The sequence below is a fragment of the Sphingopyxis sp. genome (genome assembly GCF_036675685.1).
Classification (GTDB): Bacteria; Pseudomonadota; Alphaproteobacteria; order Sphingomonadales; family Sphingomonadaceae; genus Sphingopyxis.
The window spans coordinates 131,540-147,981 of record NZ_JAKFEM010000028.1; the positions used below are offsets into that span (position 1 = coordinate 131,540).

At 64.4% G+C, this 16,442-nt stretch carries 17 protein-coding genes, 2 tRNA genes and 1 pseudogene; 6 read left to right on the forward strand and 14 right to left on the reverse strand.

Annotated features, from left to right (window positions below):
* Positions 1 to 35 precede the first annotated feature (35 nt).
* Positions 36 to 290, reverse strand: a complete 255-nt coding sequence (locus V6M50_RS12890) for a sigma factor-like helix-turn-helix DNA-binding protein (RefSeq protein WP_332818971.1) — start codon at positions 288 to 290, stop codon at positions 36 to 38.
* Positions 287 to 1,180, reverse strand: a complete 894-nt coding sequence (locus V6M50_RS12895) for an ArdC family protein (protein ID WP_332818972.1) — start codon at positions 1,178 to 1,180, stop codon at positions 287 to 289. The genes V6M50_RS12890 and V6M50_RS12895 overlap by 4 nt, the downstream gene beginning before the upstream one ends.
* Before the next feature lie 569 nt (positions 1,181 to 1,749).
* Here V6M50_RS12895 and V6M50_RS12900 point away from each other — a divergent pair.
* Positions 1,750 to 1,971 carry a helix-turn-helix transcriptional regulator gene (locus tag V6M50_RS12900; protein ID WP_332818973.1) on the forward strand — a complete coding sequence of 74 codons (222 nt, stop codon included), beginning with the start codon at positions 1,750 to 1,752 and terminating at the stop codon, positions 1,969 to 1,971.
* A 57-nt stretch (positions 1,972 to 2,028) separates the two neighbouring features.
* Here V6M50_RS12900 and V6M50_RS12905 read toward each other — a convergent pair whose 3' ends face one another.
* From V6M50_RS12905 to V6M50_RS12915, 3 genes are all read right to left on the reverse strand, one after another.
* Complete coding sequence (locus tag V6M50_RS12905; RefSeq protein WP_332818974.1) at positions 2,029 to 2,352, reverse strand: DUF736 domain-containing protein; 324 nt, start codon at positions 2,350 to 2,352, stop codon at positions 2,029 to 2,031.
* A 388-nt stretch (positions 2,353 to 2,740) separates the two neighbouring features.
* Positions 2,741 to 3,934, reverse strand: coding sequence for a tyrosine-type recombinase/integrase (locus V6M50_RS12910; RefSeq protein WP_332818975.1), 1,194 nt, complete (start codon positions 3,932 to 3,934; stop codon positions 2,741 to 2,743).
* A 197-nt stretch (positions 3,935 to 4,131) separates the two neighbouring features.
* Positions 4,132 to 4,218: transfer RNA gene (locus tag V6M50_RS12915), tRNA-Tyr, on the reverse strand.
* Positions 4,219 to 4,297: 79 nt separating this feature from the next.
* On the opposite strand from V6M50_RS12915, the gene rlmB reads away from it, so the two are divergent.
* Entirely contained in the window at positions 4,298 to 5,068 is a 771-nt protein-coding gene (gene rlmB / locus V6M50_RS12920; protein WP_332818976.1) for a 23S rRNA (guanosine(2251)-2'-O)-methyltransferase RlmB, read from the forward strand.
* Between the two features lie 132 nt (positions 5,069 to 5,200).
* Here rlmB and V6M50_RS12925 read toward each other — a convergent pair whose 3' ends face one another.
* Positions 5,201 to 5,518, reverse strand: coding sequence for a 2Fe-2S iron-sulfur cluster-binding protein (locus V6M50_RS12925; RefSeq protein WP_332818977.1), 318 nt, complete (start codon positions 5,516 to 5,518; stop codon positions 5,201 to 5,203).
* Between the two features lie 101 nt (positions 5,519 to 5,619).
* Between V6M50_RS12925 and V6M50_RS12930 the strand changes: the two genes are divergently transcribed.
* A complete protein-coding gene (locus tag V6M50_RS12930) occupies positions 5,620 to 6,237 on the forward strand; it encodes a DNA-3-methyladenine glycosylase family protein (protein ID WP_332818978.1) in 618 nt (205 codons plus the stop codon).
* A 142-nt stretch (positions 6,238 to 6,379) separates the two neighbouring features.
* Here the strand turns inward: V6M50_RS12930 and tig are convergent, their stop codons facing one another.
* The gene (gene tig, locus V6M50_RS12935; RefSeq protein WP_332818979.1) at positions 6,380 to 7,969 is read right to left on the reverse strand and encodes a trigger factor; all 1,590 of its coding nucleotides are present in this window, start codon (positions 7,967 to 7,969) and stop codon (positions 6,380 to 6,382) included.
* Positions 7,970 to 8,068: 99 nt separating this feature from the next.
* Positions 8,069 to 8,153 (reverse strand) — tRNA-Leu (locus V6M50_RS12940).
* A 181-nt stretch (positions 8,154 to 8,334) separates the two neighbouring features.
* Here V6M50_RS12940 and V6M50_RS12945 point away from each other — a divergent pair.
* Positions 8,335 to 8,532: a hypothetical protein gene (locus tag V6M50_RS12945; protein ID WP_332818980.1), complete on the forward strand. Its 198-nt coding sequence runs from the start codon at positions 8,335 to 8,337 to the stop codon at positions 8,530 to 8,532.
* 114 nt (positions 8,533 to 8,646) lie between these two features.
* Positions 8,647 to 8,913: a hypothetical protein gene (locus V6M50_RS12950; RefSeq protein ID WP_332818981.1), complete on the forward strand. Its 267-nt coding sequence runs from the start codon at positions 8,647 to 8,649 to the stop codon at positions 8,911 to 8,913.
* Positions 8,914 to 9,049: 136 nt separating this feature from the next.
* On the opposite strand, the gene V6M50_RS12955 is transcribed toward V6M50_RS12950, so the two are convergent.
* The 6 genes and pseudogenes from V6M50_RS12955 to V6M50_RS20335 form a co-directional block, all read right to left on the reverse strand.
* Positions 9,050 to 9,553: a hypothetical protein gene (locus tag V6M50_RS12955; protein ID WP_332818982.1), complete on the reverse strand. Its 504-nt coding sequence runs from the start codon at positions 9,551 to 9,553 to the stop codon at positions 9,050 to 9,052.
* 72 nt (positions 9,554 to 9,625) lie between these two features.
* Positions 9,626 to 11,092 (reverse strand): Asp-tRNA(Asn)/Glu-tRNA(Gln) amidotransferase subunit GatB, encoded by a 1,467-nt coding sequence (gatB, locus tag V6M50_RS12960; RefSeq protein ID WP_332818983.1) that lies wholly within the window; start codon positions 11,090 to 11,092, stop codon positions 9,626 to 9,628.
* A gap of 1 nt (position 11,093) precedes the next feature.
* Entirely contained in the window at positions 11,094 to 12,575 is a 1,482-nt protein-coding gene (gatA, locus tag V6M50_RS12965) for an Asp-tRNA(Asn)/Glu-tRNA(Gln) amidotransferase subunit GatA (protein ID WP_332818984.1), read from the reverse strand.
* A gap of 124 nt (positions 12,576 to 12,699) precedes the next feature.
* Entirely contained in the window at positions 12,700 to 13,002 is a 303-nt protein-coding gene (gene gatC / locus V6M50_RS12970) for an Asp-tRNA(Asn)/Glu-tRNA(Gln) amidotransferase subunit GatC (protein ID WP_332818985.1), read from the reverse strand.
* A gap of 182 nt (positions 13,003 to 13,184) precedes the next feature.
* Positions 13,185 to 14,948, reverse strand: coding sequence for a DUF4153 domain-containing protein (locus V6M50_RS12975; RefSeq protein WP_332818986.1), 1,764 nt, complete (start codon positions 14,946 to 14,948; stop codon positions 13,185 to 13,187).
* Positions 14,949 to 15,016: 68 nt separating this feature from the next.
* Positions 15,017 to 15,070 (reverse strand): annotated as a pseudogene (locus tag V6M50_RS20335) (hypothetical protein); the annotation flags it as partial.
* Positions 15,071 to 15,134: 64 nt separating this feature from the next.
* On the opposite strand from V6M50_RS20335, the gene V6M50_RS12980 reads away from it, so the two are divergent.
* A complete protein-coding gene (locus tag V6M50_RS12980; RefSeq protein WP_332818987.1) occupies positions 15,135 to 16,418 on the forward strand; it encodes a DUF3089 domain-containing protein in 1,284 nt (427 codons plus the stop codon).
* Positions 16,419 to 16,442: the final 24 nt, after the last annotated feature.

Below are 16,442 nucleotides of genomic sequence, written 5' to 3' on the forward strand. Positions count from 1 at the left end.
GACCGGATGGCAAGCGCCATCCGGTCGAACCCAAATTATAGCCACGGCCAGACCAGCAATGGAAAGCGTGCGTGAAGGCAACGCGACCATATGCGAAGCGCGCGGGCAAAGTCGGCGGTGACCTGATCGACGGTGATGCCGTGCCGCGCCGCGAGTTCCTCGTAGGGCGTTTGATCGAAGCGGATCGACAGAAAGATGTCGGCCTGCAGCTTGGTCATCTTGCCGAGCGCGATCACCATCCGACGCTCGGCATCCGCAATGGTCACGGTCGAAAGATCGCGGCGCCTCATTGATCCTCTCCTGCGAACGCGAGCAGATAATCGCTCGCCTTGCTGGCCTGACTGGCGGCGCGGAAGATTGCTTTCTCATCACCGCGCAGCACCGAGAGCCACGACGCGATATAATCCGAATGCCGAACGGTCGGAGCGATACCAAGCGATGCGCAGGTAAAGGCAGCCGCCATCTCGGCGACTAGCTCTTCCTTGGCGTAGGATTCCGAGCCGAACTGGCCCTTCTGGTCGCGGTCCAACCGGCTGCCATGGCCGGTCCAATGCCCCAGCTCGTGCAGCGCGGTGCGATACCAGTTGATCGGCTCATGAAAGGCTGCCTGTGGAGGCACCTGCACAAAGTCATGACTGGGGCTGTAGAAAGCCTCGCCGCCGCTAATCTGGACCCGCGCACCGCTCGCCGCGATCAACGCGTCGGCCTCGGCGATGGTGAGCACCGGATCGGGGCTCACCATCGGCGCGATATAATCGTCGGGCAGTCCCTCGCACTGATCGACATTGAACACGATAAAGCGTTTCAGGAACGCAACCTGCCGCGCCGAGCGATCTTCGCTGCGCGCCTGTTCCTGCTCCGCCTTCGGCGTAAAGCGGTCGGCATAACAGATAACCGTGCCCTTCTCCCCGCGCCGGACATTACCGCCCGCCGCTTCGGCTTGCCGGTAGGTGAGCCAACGCTGCGAGGCGTAACCCTTGGCAACGACCTCGGCCCAAAGGATCAGCACATTGATCCCCGAATAGCGCCGGGCCGTACCGGCGTTCTGCGGCATGGTGCAGCCGCATGCGGCACTATCCCATGGCTGCACCCATGGCAGCCGCCCTTCCTCCAGCTCGGCGATGATCCGGCTCGTGACCTCGGCATAAAGGCTATGCCGTTCGACTTTCCGCTGTTTCATATCCCTTCTCCTTCCAACCGCGGCCCGGCCCGGAAGGGGCGCAGGGGGGCGGCAGGAAGGAGCCGGCAGACCCGCATCATCGGGCGGGCTGCATCCGCAGGATCGCAATGAAATGGAGAACCCGCGTAACGCGGGTTGCGGCCCGGCCGGGCGGGGCTAGAGGCGAGTGACGCCCCCCTGTGCCCCTCCCGTGCCGGGAGCCTGTCACGCCGCCGCGAAGCGGCGACCACCGGCGCACCCGAGGCGCGATCTCGACCCGCGAATCGAACAACGATCGCGCCAGAAGTGGCGCGGCAGTCCGGGCGCGACCGTCGCAGACGGTCTCACTCGCAAGATCGATCTCAATATTTTTCAGTGAATCCAAATATTTTTTGAGGCAGCGGAGCCGAGTCGTTCAGAAAGTCAACTACGGTTGTGAAGCATCCCAACGCAATCTGATGAATCCCACGACATCAAGCTTCGGGTATTCAGCAAGGCTGCCGGTCTCACGATATTGACGGCTGCCATTTCTTTCACATCATCGGTCTCGCTAGCGCCAAGGAGGAACCAGACATTCAAAAGGACATGACATGACATTCAACACGATCGATCCATTTCTTCGCCTACCTCGGGTACTGGCGTGCACCGGCCTCAGCCGTGCGACGCTGTACCGCAAAATCGCCGCCGGAACCTTCCCGCCGCAGCATAAGCTCGCCGAACGCTGCTGCGGATGGCGCGCATCCGAAGTCGATGCATGGCTCCGCAACCCGATGACCTTCACCATCGAGGACCTCGAACGCGAGGACGCCTGATCGGAGCGGCCGAAGAGCCCCGCGCCGCCAGAGCGGCGCGAGGCCTGGATGCCCACCTCAATCGGCGGGATTCCAGATGAGGGCGTAAGCGTCTTCGCTGTCCTGCCCGGCGGCGCGGCCGAGGTTGGCGTAGATGCGGCGCGGCCCGAACTCGGGGGCAGCGAGCGTCAGCGACACGAAGGGCTTGCCCGATGCCTCGCCGATACAGACCCAGCCGGCGCCGATCTCGACGCCTTCGGAATAGACCCGGTAATCGGGCTGGACGTCGCCGTTCTTCGAGGGGTTGGTGCGGATCTCGATCGCGGCGCGGATCGAGAGGGTCTTGAGCTGGCCCACGAAGCCTTTTTCGATGGTGCCGTTCACAAAGCCGATAGCTGCCATTGGTCGTCTCCTTGAATGTGCCGCGGGACCATCCCTGCGGCATGGGCGGACCAGAGACCGGCGCATGAGGCACTTCGCGAACCCGAAGGGCCGCAGCAAAGCGGAGGAGTGCGGCGGTGCGATTATTTGGAGCGCAGCGATCGCGAGTAGCCGGCGCAGCCGGCGGGGAAATAATCGCACCGCCGCACTTTCACGGGGCGCCGCGCCGGTCTAGGTCAACTCGCCCGTCGCCCGGGATGGTCCTGCAGAACAGGGGGGCGACCCCCGCGCTATTGCCCGGAACGATCAATTATCGCAATTTGAGTGAGGTGAGCGATCAGTACGGGGCTTGCCGCCGCCAGTGCGCGCTCATTTGAGGCCGCGCTCATTGTTCCCCGCCGGGACGATATTATTCCGTTTCGGGAACGCCGCCAGCACAATAGCTCCCCCACGCCTCCATCAATTTGACACGCGCGCCGGGCTGATCCTGTGTGCCAAGATAGGTTGTACGCCGATAGGCGGCCTGCACTGCGTCAGGTGTCTTGTGAGCCAGCGCCGCCTCCACCACGGCATCGGCAAAATCTTCGTTGGCTGCCCAATCGGTGAACGTTGAACGAAAACCGTGGACATGGAACGGCTCCTTCATGTCGCGCAGCACCTTTAGCAGCGTCATATCGGACATCGGCTTGCCGATCGCTCCTGGGAAAACCACGTCGACCCCAGAAAGCCGGAAGGCGCTTGCTTTCGTCAGCACAGCCAACGCCGCACCGGACAGCGGAACAACATGAGCCTTGCCCCGCTTCATATGGTCACTGGGTATCGTCCACAGCCGCCCCTCAAAATCAAACTCGTCCCACGTCGCGAGCCGGACCTCCTGGCTGCGCACGCCGGTCAGGATGAGCAGTTCGAGCGCCAGCCTGCCAAATGCCGGCTTTCGCCGCAAAGCTGCGAGGAAGGCGGGCAGCGCGCTATAGGGCATGGCCTTGCGATTCTCCCGCGACTTCACTTGGCGAGGCAATCCGCGTCCCGCTTTCAAGCTGCCATTTCCCGACGGAGCTTCGCTCGAGCGCCAGCCTTTCGCGTGAGCATAGTCCAGGACAACGCAGATCCGGTTGCGCACCTGACGCGCCGTTTCGGGAATTTCCTGCCAGATCGGTAACAGAACGTCGATGATATCGGGCGCTGTAATCCCACCAGTCGGGACATTGCCCAATTTTGGAAAGGCGTGGCTTTCGAGGCTGGCGAGCCATTGGCGCGCATAGATGGCGCTTTTCCAACCTGCGGCATTTTCTCTATGATATTGGCGCGCCGCTTCGCGAAATGTGACCTTCGCGGCAGCTTCACTCTTCCTCTCCGCCAGCACATCACGCCGGTCGATCTTGACTGCCTTGCGCAGTTCGCTGGCTTTCTGGCGAGCCTCCACGAGCGGAAGCAATTTGGCGCTGCCCAAGCCAATGTCTTGGCGCTTACCATCGCGCTGCAGACGCAGAAGCCAATAAGCCCCGCCCCGCTTGTCGACCTTCAGAAACAGCCCGTCGCCGTCCTGATAGGTGCCAGGATTCGCCAAAGCTGCCTTGATCGCCAAAGCTGTGAGCTTTTTCATAGCGTTAACCCATATTTTTACCCCCACACTTGGGAGGCCGATTCTTGAGGGTCAAAAAATTTACCCCCACATTCCCCCCACAGTTTTTGCTGAGCTGCAGTGAAACAGCATGGGATGCAGGGGATCGAACCAAGCGATAATACGCTAGGTTTTCCGCCATTTCTAGAGCTTTTGAGGGATGCCCTCGGACCGGAGGGTGGTGGACAGGGCTGGATTCGAACCAGCGTACGGGAAACCCGGGCAGATTTACAGTCTGCTGCCTTTAACCACTCGGCCACCTGTCCATGGGGTCCGCTTTGGGAAGCGGTCCAATGGCGAAACGAGGCTTGCCTGTCAATGGCAGTCGTGGGAAAGGCGCGCGCTATGAGACAAATTTCCCGTCACCGCCGTCCGCAGGGCCCAGGCCAGCGCGGCCAGGCCATCCGTTTCTGGGGCCGCCACGCCGTGCTCGCCGCGCTCGCCAACCCCGAACGCACCGTCAAGCGTATCTGGGGCACGCGCGAAGCGCTGGGTCAGCTCGACCTGCCGCCTGTCATTCCGATCTCCTACGCCGAGGTCACCGACCTCGCGCGACTCGTCGCCCGCGATGCGCCGCACCAGGGTCTGGTGATCGAGGTCGATCCGCTCGAAGGCGTCTATCTTGGCGACCTGTTGCAGCAGGAGGTCGACACCGACAGCAAGCGGCCGCTGGTCGTCCTCGACCAGGTCACCGATCCGCATAATATCGGCGCGGTGCTGCGCTCGGCCGCGGCGTTCGATGCGGCCGCGATCATCACGCAGGACCGCCACAGCCCGCCCGAAAGCGGCGTCATCGCGCGCTCGGCATCGGGCGCGCTCGAAATCGTGCCGTGGGTGCGCGTCGTCAACCTGTCGCGCGCATTGGAGGAAATCGCCGAGGCGCAATATTGGCGCATCGGCCTGATGGGCGACACCGAAACGACGCTCGGCTCGACCCTCGACGGCAGCCGCGTCGCGCTGGTACTCGGGTCCGAGGGCGACGGGATGCGTCACAATGTCATGGAACATTGCGACGTGCTGGCCAAGCTGCCGATCTCGCCGCGCATGGAAAGCCTGAATATTTCGAACGCCGCGGCGATCGCGCTTTATGCGGTGGCGACGGCTGGCAAAGGCTAAACGCAAAATCCGCATCCCCGAGCGAAGACGAGGGGCTCGTTCGAGCGGAGCGAGAACCCGACATGCCTCGACTGCGCTCGGCTTGGCCCCTCGTCTTCGCTCGGGGATGCGGTTATTTGGGCTTTGGGAGGCTCAATCCTCCGCCGCGATCCGCACCTTCAGCCCGTCGAGCGCGTCGCTGAAAGGAATCTGGCACGACAGGCGCGAACCTTCGTCGCGGTCGGTCGTCGAATCAAGCAGGTCGTTCTCGTCCTCGCTCATCGCGGGCAGCTGGTCGGTCGCGCCGGCTTCGACATGAACATGGCAGGTCGCGCACGAACAGCAACCGCCGCACAGCGCGAGCAGCTCGTCGAACCCGGCGTCGCGGATATTTTCCATCACGGTCAGGCTGGTGTCGCCCTCGATCTCATGTTCAATCCCGTCGCGCGTCACGACAATCAGCTTCGCCATGCTAGTCCCCATATCTTCTGTGTCGCTGGCCCTATGTCTCGCGTTGCGCGGCAAATCAAGCGTTGCTATTGGCTACCAAGGGAACAAAAGGAGAATATGAGATGGGCCTCAGCCAGCAGCAGCTGAACGGTGGAATCGACGCGCTGGCGGCGCTCGATCCCAATTTTGCGCGCGCGCTCGGCCATGCGGGTTATCCCGAACCGCGCATCCGCGCCCCCGGCTATACCACCCTGCTCCGCACCATCGTCGGCCAGCAGGTCAGCGTCGCCGCCGCCAACTCGATCTGGAACAAGCTTGAGGCGCAATTCGGCGAAGGCTGCCCCGCCGAGGTGATGGCGGCGGCCGAGTTCGACACGCTGCGCGCGTGCGGCCTGTCGGGCCAGAAACAGGGCTATGCCAAAAGCCTCGCGCAGCTCATCCTCGACGGCGAACTCAAATTCGACGCCCTCCCCGCCGATGACGAGGAAGCGATCGCGCTGCTCACCAAGGTCAAGGGCATCGGCCGCTGGTCGGCCGAAATCTACCTGCTCTTTGCCGAGGGCCGCCCCGACATCTGGCCCGCAGGCGACCTCGCGGTGCAGGAAGCCGTCGGCCGCATCCTACAGCTCGGCGCGCGCCCCAGCGAGAAGCAGGCGCGCGAGCTGGCGGAGGCCTGGCGCCCCCATCGCGGCGCCGCGGCGATCTTCAGCTGGCATTGCTATAATATGGATGTGATCTGAGAGGGTGAACCGCCGAACCCTCCCTCGCTTCGTCATTCCCGCGAAAGCGGGAATGACGAAAGTTTGAGTTCGCAGCGCCCCAAACAAAAAGGCCGGGTGGAGCATCCTCCACCCGGCCTTTTTGTTGATCGTCAGCCGAAGCTTATTTCTTCGCCGCGGCCTTCTTGGCCGGAGCCTTCGCTGCGGGCTTGTCTTCGGCGGCCTTCGCCGGAGCAGCCTTCTTCGCCGCAGCCGGCTTTTCCTCAGCCTTCTTCGCCGGCGCCTTCTTGGCGGGAGCTTCGGCGGCTTCTTCCTTCACGTCGGCCTTCTTGGCCGCGGGCTTCTTCGCCGCCGCCTTCTTGGCCGGCTTGTGGTCGTGATCATGATCATGGCCACAGCCCGGACCGTGGACATGGCCGCTGTCGTCGTCGGCTTCGATCGCGGCTTCGATCTCTTCGCGCGTCACGTCGCGGTCGCTGATTTCGGCCTTTTCGAACAGGAAGTCGACGACCTTGTCCTCATACAGCGGGGCGCGGAGCTGCGCGGCGGCGAGCGCGTCCTGCTGGACATATTCGACGAAGCGCTGGCGATCTTCGGGGCGGTACTGCTGTGCCGCCTGCGCGATCAGCCGCTGCATTTCCTGGTTCGACACCTGGACGCCATGCGCCTGGCCGATTTCCGACAGGAGCAGGCCGAGGCGGACGCGGCGCACCGCGATCGCGTGATAATCGTCACGGTCGTTCTCGAGCTCGGCCTTCGCCGCTTCGGGATCTTCTTCGTGGCTGACTTCATGCTCGAGCTGCTGCCAGATCTGGGCGAACTCGGCCTCGACCATCGTCGGCGGCACGTCGAAATCATGCGCCGCGGCGAGCTGGTCGAGCAGCTTGCGCTTCATATAGGTGCGCGTCAGGCCGTTATGTTCCTGCTCGACCTGATCCTTCATCAGCTCTTTCAGCTTGTCGAGGCTTTCGAGGCCGAGCGATTTCGCGAATTCGTCGTCGATCTTCGACGCCGCCGGGACCTTCACTTCCTTCACCGTGACGGCGAATTCGGCCTTGGCCGCCTTCAGATCCTCGACCGGGTAATCGTCGGGGAAGGTCACCTTGATGGTCTTGTCGTCGCCGACCTTGGCACCGATCAGCTGGTCTTCGAAGCCCGGGATCAGCTGGCCCGAACCGATTTCGACCGCCATGTCCTCGCCGGTGCCGCCGTCAAAGGCGACGCCGTCGACGCTGCCGGCGAAGTCGATGATGACCTGATCGCCAGCGGCCGCCTTCTTGGTCTTCGGTGCCTCTTCGAAGCGCTTCATCTGCGCGGCGAATTCCTCGATCTTGGCCATCACGGCCTTGTCGTCGGCGGGAACGGTCAGGCGCTCGAGCTTGAGGCCTTCGATCGACGGGGTTGCAATGTCGGGCAGGACTTCGAGCGCGACGGTCAGTTCGGCATCCTTGCCGGTTTCATAGCCGTCGGCGAGCGTCACCGCGGGCTGCAGCGCCGGGCGAAGCTTTTCCTTCGCCATCAGGTCGCGAACGCCGGCGTCGATCGCCTTGTTCAGCGCGTCGGCCGACAGCGCCGGGCCGTGCATCTTGCGGATCAGGTTCGGCGGCACCTTGCCGGGGCGGAAACCGGGCATACGCACCGTCGGGGCAATGCTCTTCACCTCGTCGTCGACGCGCGCGTCGATGTCCTTGGCGGTGATGGTCACGCGATATTCGCGCTTCAGGCCTTCGTTCAGCGTTTCGACGGTCTTCATTGCCTTGGTCTTATCCTTGCTCAAAATCTCGTATCGATGAACCCCGGCCAGATGGCGGAGTTCCCCTATCCCGGCCCCATCCCGTCAGAGCGTGCGAACTGGTGCGGGCGAAGGGACTCGAACCCCCACATCTTGCGATACTGGTACCTAAAACCAGCGCGTCTACCAATTCCGCCACGCCCGCTCAGAGCTTCGGCCGGGTGCACGGATAGGCGCGAGATGCCGCGCACGCCCGTGCGGGCCGCGCGGGGCTATAGCAGACGCGCCGCCAAGGGCAAGGGCAGAAAGCCCCAATACTCTAGGCGCATTTGGCGGACCGGAACGTGCATCGCGCCCGTTCGTTGGTTAATCCAAGGAGAGACACAATGACGAATGCTACCGACCCGCTTCCCAAGCCGAAGCCCGACACGATCGAACCGCAGGCGCCGCCCGAACGGCCGGTGCAGCCGACCCCACTCGAAGACCCCGCGGGCCAGCCCTCCGAAATCCCCGGCAGCCCCGGCGGCGGCGACATCGACGAGCCCGGCCGCGGGCCGGATGAGGTGCCGCCGCAGCAGGTATGACACGCCATCCCCCTCGTCGTCATTCCCGCGAAAGCGGGAGTGACGACGTTTAGCTTGCTAACCACTTGACCCGCCCCCGCCCCGCCCGCCACCATCGCGGCGGGGAGAGACGATATGAAAAGACTGACGGCCGCGATCGCGCTGCTTCTGGCCACCACAGCCGCCAACGCACAGGATATAGTTCAGGCCCTCATCCGCGACCATATCGCGCGCATCACGACAAGACCCGGCAGCTGGACGACCGTCTGGCAGTTCGATCAGGAGGTGCTCGCCGAAAAACGCTATATCACCCGCGCCGAGCTCGACGCCGTCGCGCCCGACCGGCCGCGGAAAATACGCTCTCCGCAGGCAGCCGCGCATCCGCGAAAGTTGCCCCATTGACCTTGAAGGGTGTCGTTCCGTCCGGATTGCTCATCGCCAGGAGCTCGAGCGCGACCACTTTTCCTGCCGGCGCATCGAAGGACAGGCGAGCATCAGCCACAGCGTGAGCAGCGCGCGCAGCATCCGCCCGCGCGCGTCAGCCGGTGCAGAAGGCGACAAAGCGCTTGATCACCTGCTTGCCGCTCGCGCTCCCCGCCATGTCCATCGTCCCGCGATCGTCGGTCATGCGCAGCCAGCCATTGGCCGCAAAGGTGCGGATGAAGGCCGATCCGCCGGCAATTTCTTCGGACGAGAAATAGGGCATCACATCCGCGTCGGTGGTCGTGCCGTTCAACCGCAGTTTCTGATCGCCCGAAACCAGCTCGATCGCCTTGAGATCTGGCGAATTGCCCGAGATGCCGGCAAAGATGCGGTTGCCACCTTCTTCGCAGGTAAAGTTCAGCGGCTGGTCGTCGGTGTCGGTGACCTCATAGGCCAGGATCGCGCTTTGCGTGCGCTCTTCGTCGCTGACGCGCATCGCCCAGTCGTACCCGTCGTTCATTGCGGGCGCGTTCGCCGCATTCGCCGCGCCGCTCAGCGCCAGCGCACCGCCAACCAAAACCAGAACCCGCTTCATCATCATCCTGTCCTTCGTCATCATTTCCGCATTGATTTCAATGCCTATGACATCGAAGCGCCTGAATTTGCTGTGAACTGGATCACTCGGCGCTGGTCAACCGAGCGCCTTCTTCAGCAGTTCGTTGACAACCTGCGGGTTCGCCTTGCCCTGCATCGCCTTCATCGTCTGCCCGACGAAGAAGCCGAACAAGGCTTCCTTGCCGCCCTTATACTGCTCGACCTTGTCGGCATTGGCGGCGAGGATCTTGGCGATCTCGGCTTCGATCGCGCCGGTGTCGCTCGTCTGTTTGAGGCCGTCGCGCTCGACGATCACCCCCGCACCGTCGCCGCTTTCGAGCATCTTTTCGAACACCGCCTTGGCGATCGTCCCCGAAATCGTGCCATCGGCGACGAGGCCGAGCAGTTCGGCGGCGTGCTCGGGCGATACCGGCGAATCCGAAATGTCGCGGCCCATGCGGTTCAATGCCCCGAACAGCTCGCTCGTCACCCAGTTCGCCGCCGCAACCGGCTTCGCGCCCGCGTCGAGCAGCGTGTCGAACCAGCGTGCCGCCTCGACCTCGGCGGTGAGCACATCGGCGTTATACGGCGAAATCCCCGCCGCCAGATAGCGCACGCGCTTGGCGTCGGGCAGTTCGGGCAAGCTTGCGCGGCATTCCGCCAGAAACGCATCGTCGAGTTCGAGCGGAAGCAGGTCGGGATCGGGGAAGTAGCGGTAGTCGTGCGCATCTTCCTTCGACCGCATCGAGCGCGTCTCGCCCCGGTCGGGATCGTAAAGCCGCGTTTCCTGCACCACCGTGCCGCCGCTTTCGATCAGTTCGACCTGGCGCTTCGCCTCGCCCTCGATCACCGCCATCACGAAGCGCACCGAATTGACATTCTTCGTCTCGGTGCGCGTCCCGAACTCATCGCCGGGCTTGCGCACGCTGACATTGACGTCGGCGCGCATCGAGCCTTCCTCCATATTGCCGTCGCACGATCCGACATAGCGCAGGATCGAGCGCAGCTTGCGCACATAGGCCCCCGCTTCGGCGGGCGAGCGCATGTCGGGGCGCGACACGATCTCCATCAGCGCGACGCCCGACCGGTTGAGGTCGACGTACGACATCGTCGGATGCTGGTCGTGCATCAGCTTGCCGGCGTCCTGCTCGACATGGATACGCTCGACCCCGATCGCCTTGTCGGCGGGGATTCCGGCCTTCTCATCGGCTGCGATCGTTAGCGAACCTTCGCCGACAAGCGGATGATAAAGCTGCGAAATCTGGTAGCCCTGCGGCAGGTCGGCATAGAAATAATTCTTGCGGTCGAAGCGCGACCAGCGGTTGATCTGCGCCTCGATCGCCATGCCGGTGCGCACCGCCTGGCGGATGCACTCGCGGTTCGGCACCGGCAGCATGCCCGGCATCGCGGCGTCGACGAGCGACACCTGCGTGTTCGGCTCGGCCCCGAACGCCGTCGCAGCGCCCGAAAACAGCTTGGCGTTGGTCGTGATCTGGGCATGGACCTCGAGGCCGATCACGACCTCCCACTCGCCGGTTTCGCCCTTGATGCGATAGTCGCTCATCTTACCACCACTTCTCGGCACGAGCATTGAAGCCCGCCCGCTCTTCAATTGCCAGACCGGCGTTGAGCACGCCCTGCTCGTCGAATGCCTTGCCGATGATCTGCAGCCCCAGCGGCAGCCCTTCGCGGTTGAGCGCCGCGGGAACCGACATCGCGGGCAATCCCGCGAGGCTCGCGGGCACCGCGAACACGTCGTTCAAATACATCGCCAGCGGATCAGCCATCTTCTCGCCCAGCCCGAACGCCGCCGACGGCGCGGTCGGCGCAAGGATCACGTCGCACACCCCGAACGCCGCCTCGAAATCGCGCGCGATCAGCGTCCGCACCTTCTGCGCCTGCGTGTAATAGGCGTCGTAAAAGCCCGCCGACAGCACATAGGTGCCGATCATGATCCGGCGCTTGACCTCGGGCCCGAAGCCGTCGGCGCGCGTCGCGGCATACATGTCCTGCAGCCCCGCACCCTGCGGCAGGTCGCGCAAGCCATAACGCACGCCGTCATAGCGCGCGAGGTTCGACGACGCCTCGGCGGGCGCGATGATATAATAGGCGGGCAGCGCGTACTTCGTGTGCGGCAGGCTGATCTCGACGACCTCGGCCCCCGCATCCTTCAGCATCGCAATGCCGGCATCCCACATCGCGTCGATGTCGGGATCGATGCCCTCAAGCCGATATTCCTTGGGAATACCGATCGCCTTGCCCTTGAGATCACTCGACAAAGCTGCTTCCCAATTGGGCACGGCCATATCGAGGCTCGTCGCATCCTTCGGATCGAAACCCGCCATATTTTCGAGCATGATCGCGCAATCCTTGACGTCGCGCGCCATCGGCCCCGCCTGATCGAGCGAGCTCGCGAACGCCACGATGCCCCAGCGCGAACAGCGGCCATAGGTCGGCTTGATCCCCGAAATGCCCGTGAACGCCGCGGGCTGGCGGATCGAGCCGCCGGTATCGGTCCCGGTCGCCGCGGGGCACAGCCGCGCCGCGATCGCGGTCGAGCTGCCGCCCGACGATCCGCCCGGCGCGAGCGCGGCATTGCCGCCATCGTTGCGCTTCCACGGGCTGATCACATTGCCGAAATAGCTCGTCTCGTTCGACGACCCCATCGCGAACTGGTCGAGGTTCAGCTTGCCCAGCATCCCCGCGCCCGCATCCCACAGCTTCGCCGACACCGTCGATTCATAACGCGGTACGAAACCTTCGAGCATATGGCTCGCTGCGGTCGTCTGCACGCCGTTCGTCGCGAACAGATCCTTCATCCCAATCGGCACGCCCGAAAGCGGCTTCAGCGTCCCCGCCGCGCGATCGGCATCGGCCGCCTTCGCTGCCGCGAGCGCATGCTCGGGCGTCTCGACGATAAACGCATTGAGCGCCTTCGCCCCCGCGACATTGGCGCTGAACGCCTCAGCCACTTCGACGGCGCTGAAATCGCCCGCGCGGTGCCCGTTGCGGATCTGCGCGACGGTCAGGTTGGTCAGTTCGGTCATCTCGTTTCTCACCGTTCCCCGGCGAAAGCCGGGGCCCAGAGCGTCAAAGCGCCCGGGTTTTTGTTTCTGGATCCCGGATCGGTCGCGGCTGTGCCGCTGTCCGGGATGATCGAATAATGTCCCATCATTCGATCACCTTGGGCACGCCAAAGAAGCCGTGCATCGCCGCCGGCGCATTCGCCAGCACATCGTCGCGGCGGCCGCCGCCGGTCAGCGGGTCGGCATCGACGACATCGTCGCGCAGCCGCAGACTGTTGGGGATCACCGCGGTCATCGGCTCGACCCCGGCCACATCGACCTCGCCGAGTTGCTCGACCCAGCCCAAGATGCCGTTCAATTCGCCTTCCATCGCGGCGGCTTCGGCATCGCTGATCGCGATGCGCGCCAGCGACGCGATTTTCCTTACTGTTGCCTGATCGATTGCCATTCTTATCGCCTTTGCGGGAGAAGCTGCGCCGCTAGCATCCCCGCCGGATCGCTTCAAGGCGCCGCTAGCGGGACTGCGCCAAAAACCCTCGTCATCGCCGCGAAAGCGGGGACCCAGCGAGCAACCGCTGCTGCTGGGTTCCCGCTTTCACGGGAATGACGACGAAATAGATATCGCGGCGCCTACTCGAAAGTCCCCGATTCCGGCACGCCATTGATCAAGATGCGGCGTTGCTGCACCGTTTCAACCGTCACCGTCGCCTTCGACAGGTCGACTTCGGGCCGCGCCGGCCGCGTATCGCGCGCCAGATCGCCTTGCACCCAGCGCCCATCCTTGTTCCGCGTCACGAAATCGAAGTTCGTCGCATCGCCCGGCTCGTTCTGCCCCAGCACCCCGATCCGGTCCTCGCCCAGCCACACCGCGACGCACGCCTTCGCGCGGCTGCACATATAGCTGCCCGAAATCCGATCGAGCGCTTCGGCGGGCAATGCCCGCTCCGCCGGGACGACGCGCAGCCGCTCGGCAAAAGGTTTGAGCAATGTCGGTCCCTCGGGGCCCGTCAAATCCCACCGATTCTTCGCCTCCAGCGCGGCCTTTGCTGCATCGGCCCGCGCCTTTTGCGGCGAACGTACCAGCTCTTTGAGCGCGGCGCGGCCGCTCGGTCCGAAATCATAAGCCATTGCCGCCCAGTCGAACTTCTCCACCGGCGTCGCCCCCGACTTCAGCCGCGCCAGCTGGTCGCGCGCCGAAATCGCGCCGAAATCGAGGATCGGCAGCGCAAGGAACAGCGCGAGCAACGCCAGTCCGATCGCGAGCTTCTGCTGCAACGGCCGCAGCATATCGTCGAAATCGCGCCGCCCCTTCACCACCGCCCACACTCCCGCGACGCCATAAGCGAGCGCGATGATCGCCGCGATCACGCCCCAGATGCGTTCGGGGGTCCAGCCATATTGGCCGATACGCAACTGCATCGAATAAAAGGCGATCCCCGCGAGCGGCAGCACCGCAACCGCGAGCACCGGCGCCGCCCAGCGCAGCATCGGATTCGTCGCGCGGTCGTCGGCGCCATTGCCGATCACCGCATTGGCGAGCAGCACCGCAAACGCCGCCGCCGCCATCATCAACGCCGCGGTCGAAAAGCCCGAATCCCAGAGCTTCTGCAGCCCCGTTCCCGCGAGCGAGAGCAGGAAGATCACCAGCGCCGCCGCGAGCACCGGCGCCAGCACCGCAAGCACGATCATTACCAGCCGCTGGAGCGTCGAAACCAATTTGTCGCGCTCGCGCAGCAGCCCGACCGCGCCGCCGAACGCCGCACCCGCGAGCATCCAGCCGAACCATTCGTCGTTGAGCAGATCCTGGATCAGGTCGATCCCGATCAGGTGGAACATCTGCCCGATCAGCACGATCAGCAGGAATGTGATCCCGACGAACGCGAGGCTCGCCGCGCCGATCACCGCATCGGTCCACGCGTGGCTGTGCAATCGCTCGTACGGCATCTGCCACAGCTTCCAGAAGCGCCAGTCGGGCGCGACGTCGCGCCGCGTCTGGAACAGCGGCGTCGCGACGAGCACCGCGAGCATCCCCGACCAGAAGGGCCATTCGACGGGGTTCCCCCGAATATTATACGCCGCGGTCTGCCACGCGATCAGCCCCAGGATCACGCCCCAACCCAGCGCAAAACCGAACGCCCAGTGCCAGCGGCGAAGCTCGACCCCCAGCACGAACACCACGGCCGCAACCGCAACCGCGGTCGCCAGCGCGCTGCGCCAATCGGGCAGCGCATCGTCGTAATGATGATCGATCAGCAGGTGAAAGCTCAGCCCCGCAACGGCGCAGATCGCCGCCATGATCCAGGGGCGCAGCGGCCAGGGCGGATCGCTGTTGTCGAGGCGCTGCGAGGTTTTGGGCGAATCGGGGGCGGAGCCGGTTGCGACTGGTTCGGTCATACATCGAACCTAACCTCTATTTTCGTCATCCTGAACTTGTTTCAGGATCCATGGCCCAAGGCCGCGAGTTAAGACCATGGATACTGAAACAGCGAGGCCATCGCCGCAGCCGGCACGACGAGTTATTTGTCGGGACGCACGCGAGCGGCTAGAGAGGCCCCAATTCCCCTCCCCCATGGAGCCCCAATGGCCCGCAAATTCGTCTATTTCATCGCCGCCATCATCATCCTGATCCTCGCCGCCGGAATCGCCTATCAGCTGTTCCCCGGCTGGATCGCGCGCGTCGCCTTCGTCCCCAGCGCCGAATTCAAGCAACAGGTCGCGGTCGCGCCGAACGCCTATGACGACCCCAAGATGTGGTTCGCGCGGCCGGGGATGGAAAACGACCCGTCGACGTGGCGCCCGATGCCCGAGGGCACCCCCGCGCCCCCGCCCGACAGCGCCGAAGCGCAGGCGGGCGACCAGCTCATCCCGCCCGCCAACGCCGCCGCCCCCGCCACGCCAAAGGGCGACGCCGCGGTCTTCTTCGTCCACCCGACCAGCTATTACAGCCGCTCGAGCTGGAACGCCCCGCTCGAGGACCGCGATTCGGACCACCGCGCCAATTTGTTCGTCCAGGGCATGGCAAGCGCCTTTGCCGACGCCGGTGAAATCTGGGCGCCGCGCTACCGCCAGGCGACGCTCGGCGCCTTCCTCGCCCAGGACCGGGTGACCGCGGGCAAGGCGATCGACGCGGCGTATCAGGACGTCGACGAAGCCTTCGACGCCTTCCTCGCCGCGATCCCCAGGAACAAGCCGATCATCCTCGCCGGCCACAGCCAGGGCGCGCTCCACCTCACCACCCTGCTCAAGAACCGCATCGCCGGCACCCCGCTCGCCAAGCGCATCGTCGCGGCCTATGTGATCGGCTGGCCCATCAGCCTCGACACCGACATCGCCGCGCTCGGCCTGCCCGCCTGCCAGACCCCCGAGCAAAAATCCTGTATCCTCGGCTGGGCGACCTTCGCCGATCCCGCCGATCCCGCGATGGTCACCACCGCCTACGACGGCACGATCGGCTTCGACGGCCGCCCGCGCGCCGAAACGCGGATGCTCTGCACCAACCCGCTCACCGGTATCCCCGATACCGCGGCGGCGCCCGCGGCCAATCTCGGCACGCTCAAACCGACCGAGGGCTTCAAGAGCGGCTCGCTGATCGCGGGCAAGATCGGCGCCAAATGCGACGACACGCGCGGCTTCCTGATGATCGGCGACGCCGGGATCGCGAAGGATTATGTCGTCGCGGGCTATGTGCTGCCCGGTAACAATTATCATGTCTACGACATCACCCTGTTCTGGGCGAACGTCCACGCCGATGCGCTGCGCCGGCTCGCGACCTATGAAGGCAAGCCGTCGCCGGTTCCGCCGCTGGCGCCGCCCCTCACGCCGCCAACCGCGCCCACTCCCCCACCTTCGTCATCCCGGACTTGATCCGGGATCCATGGCCTGACACTG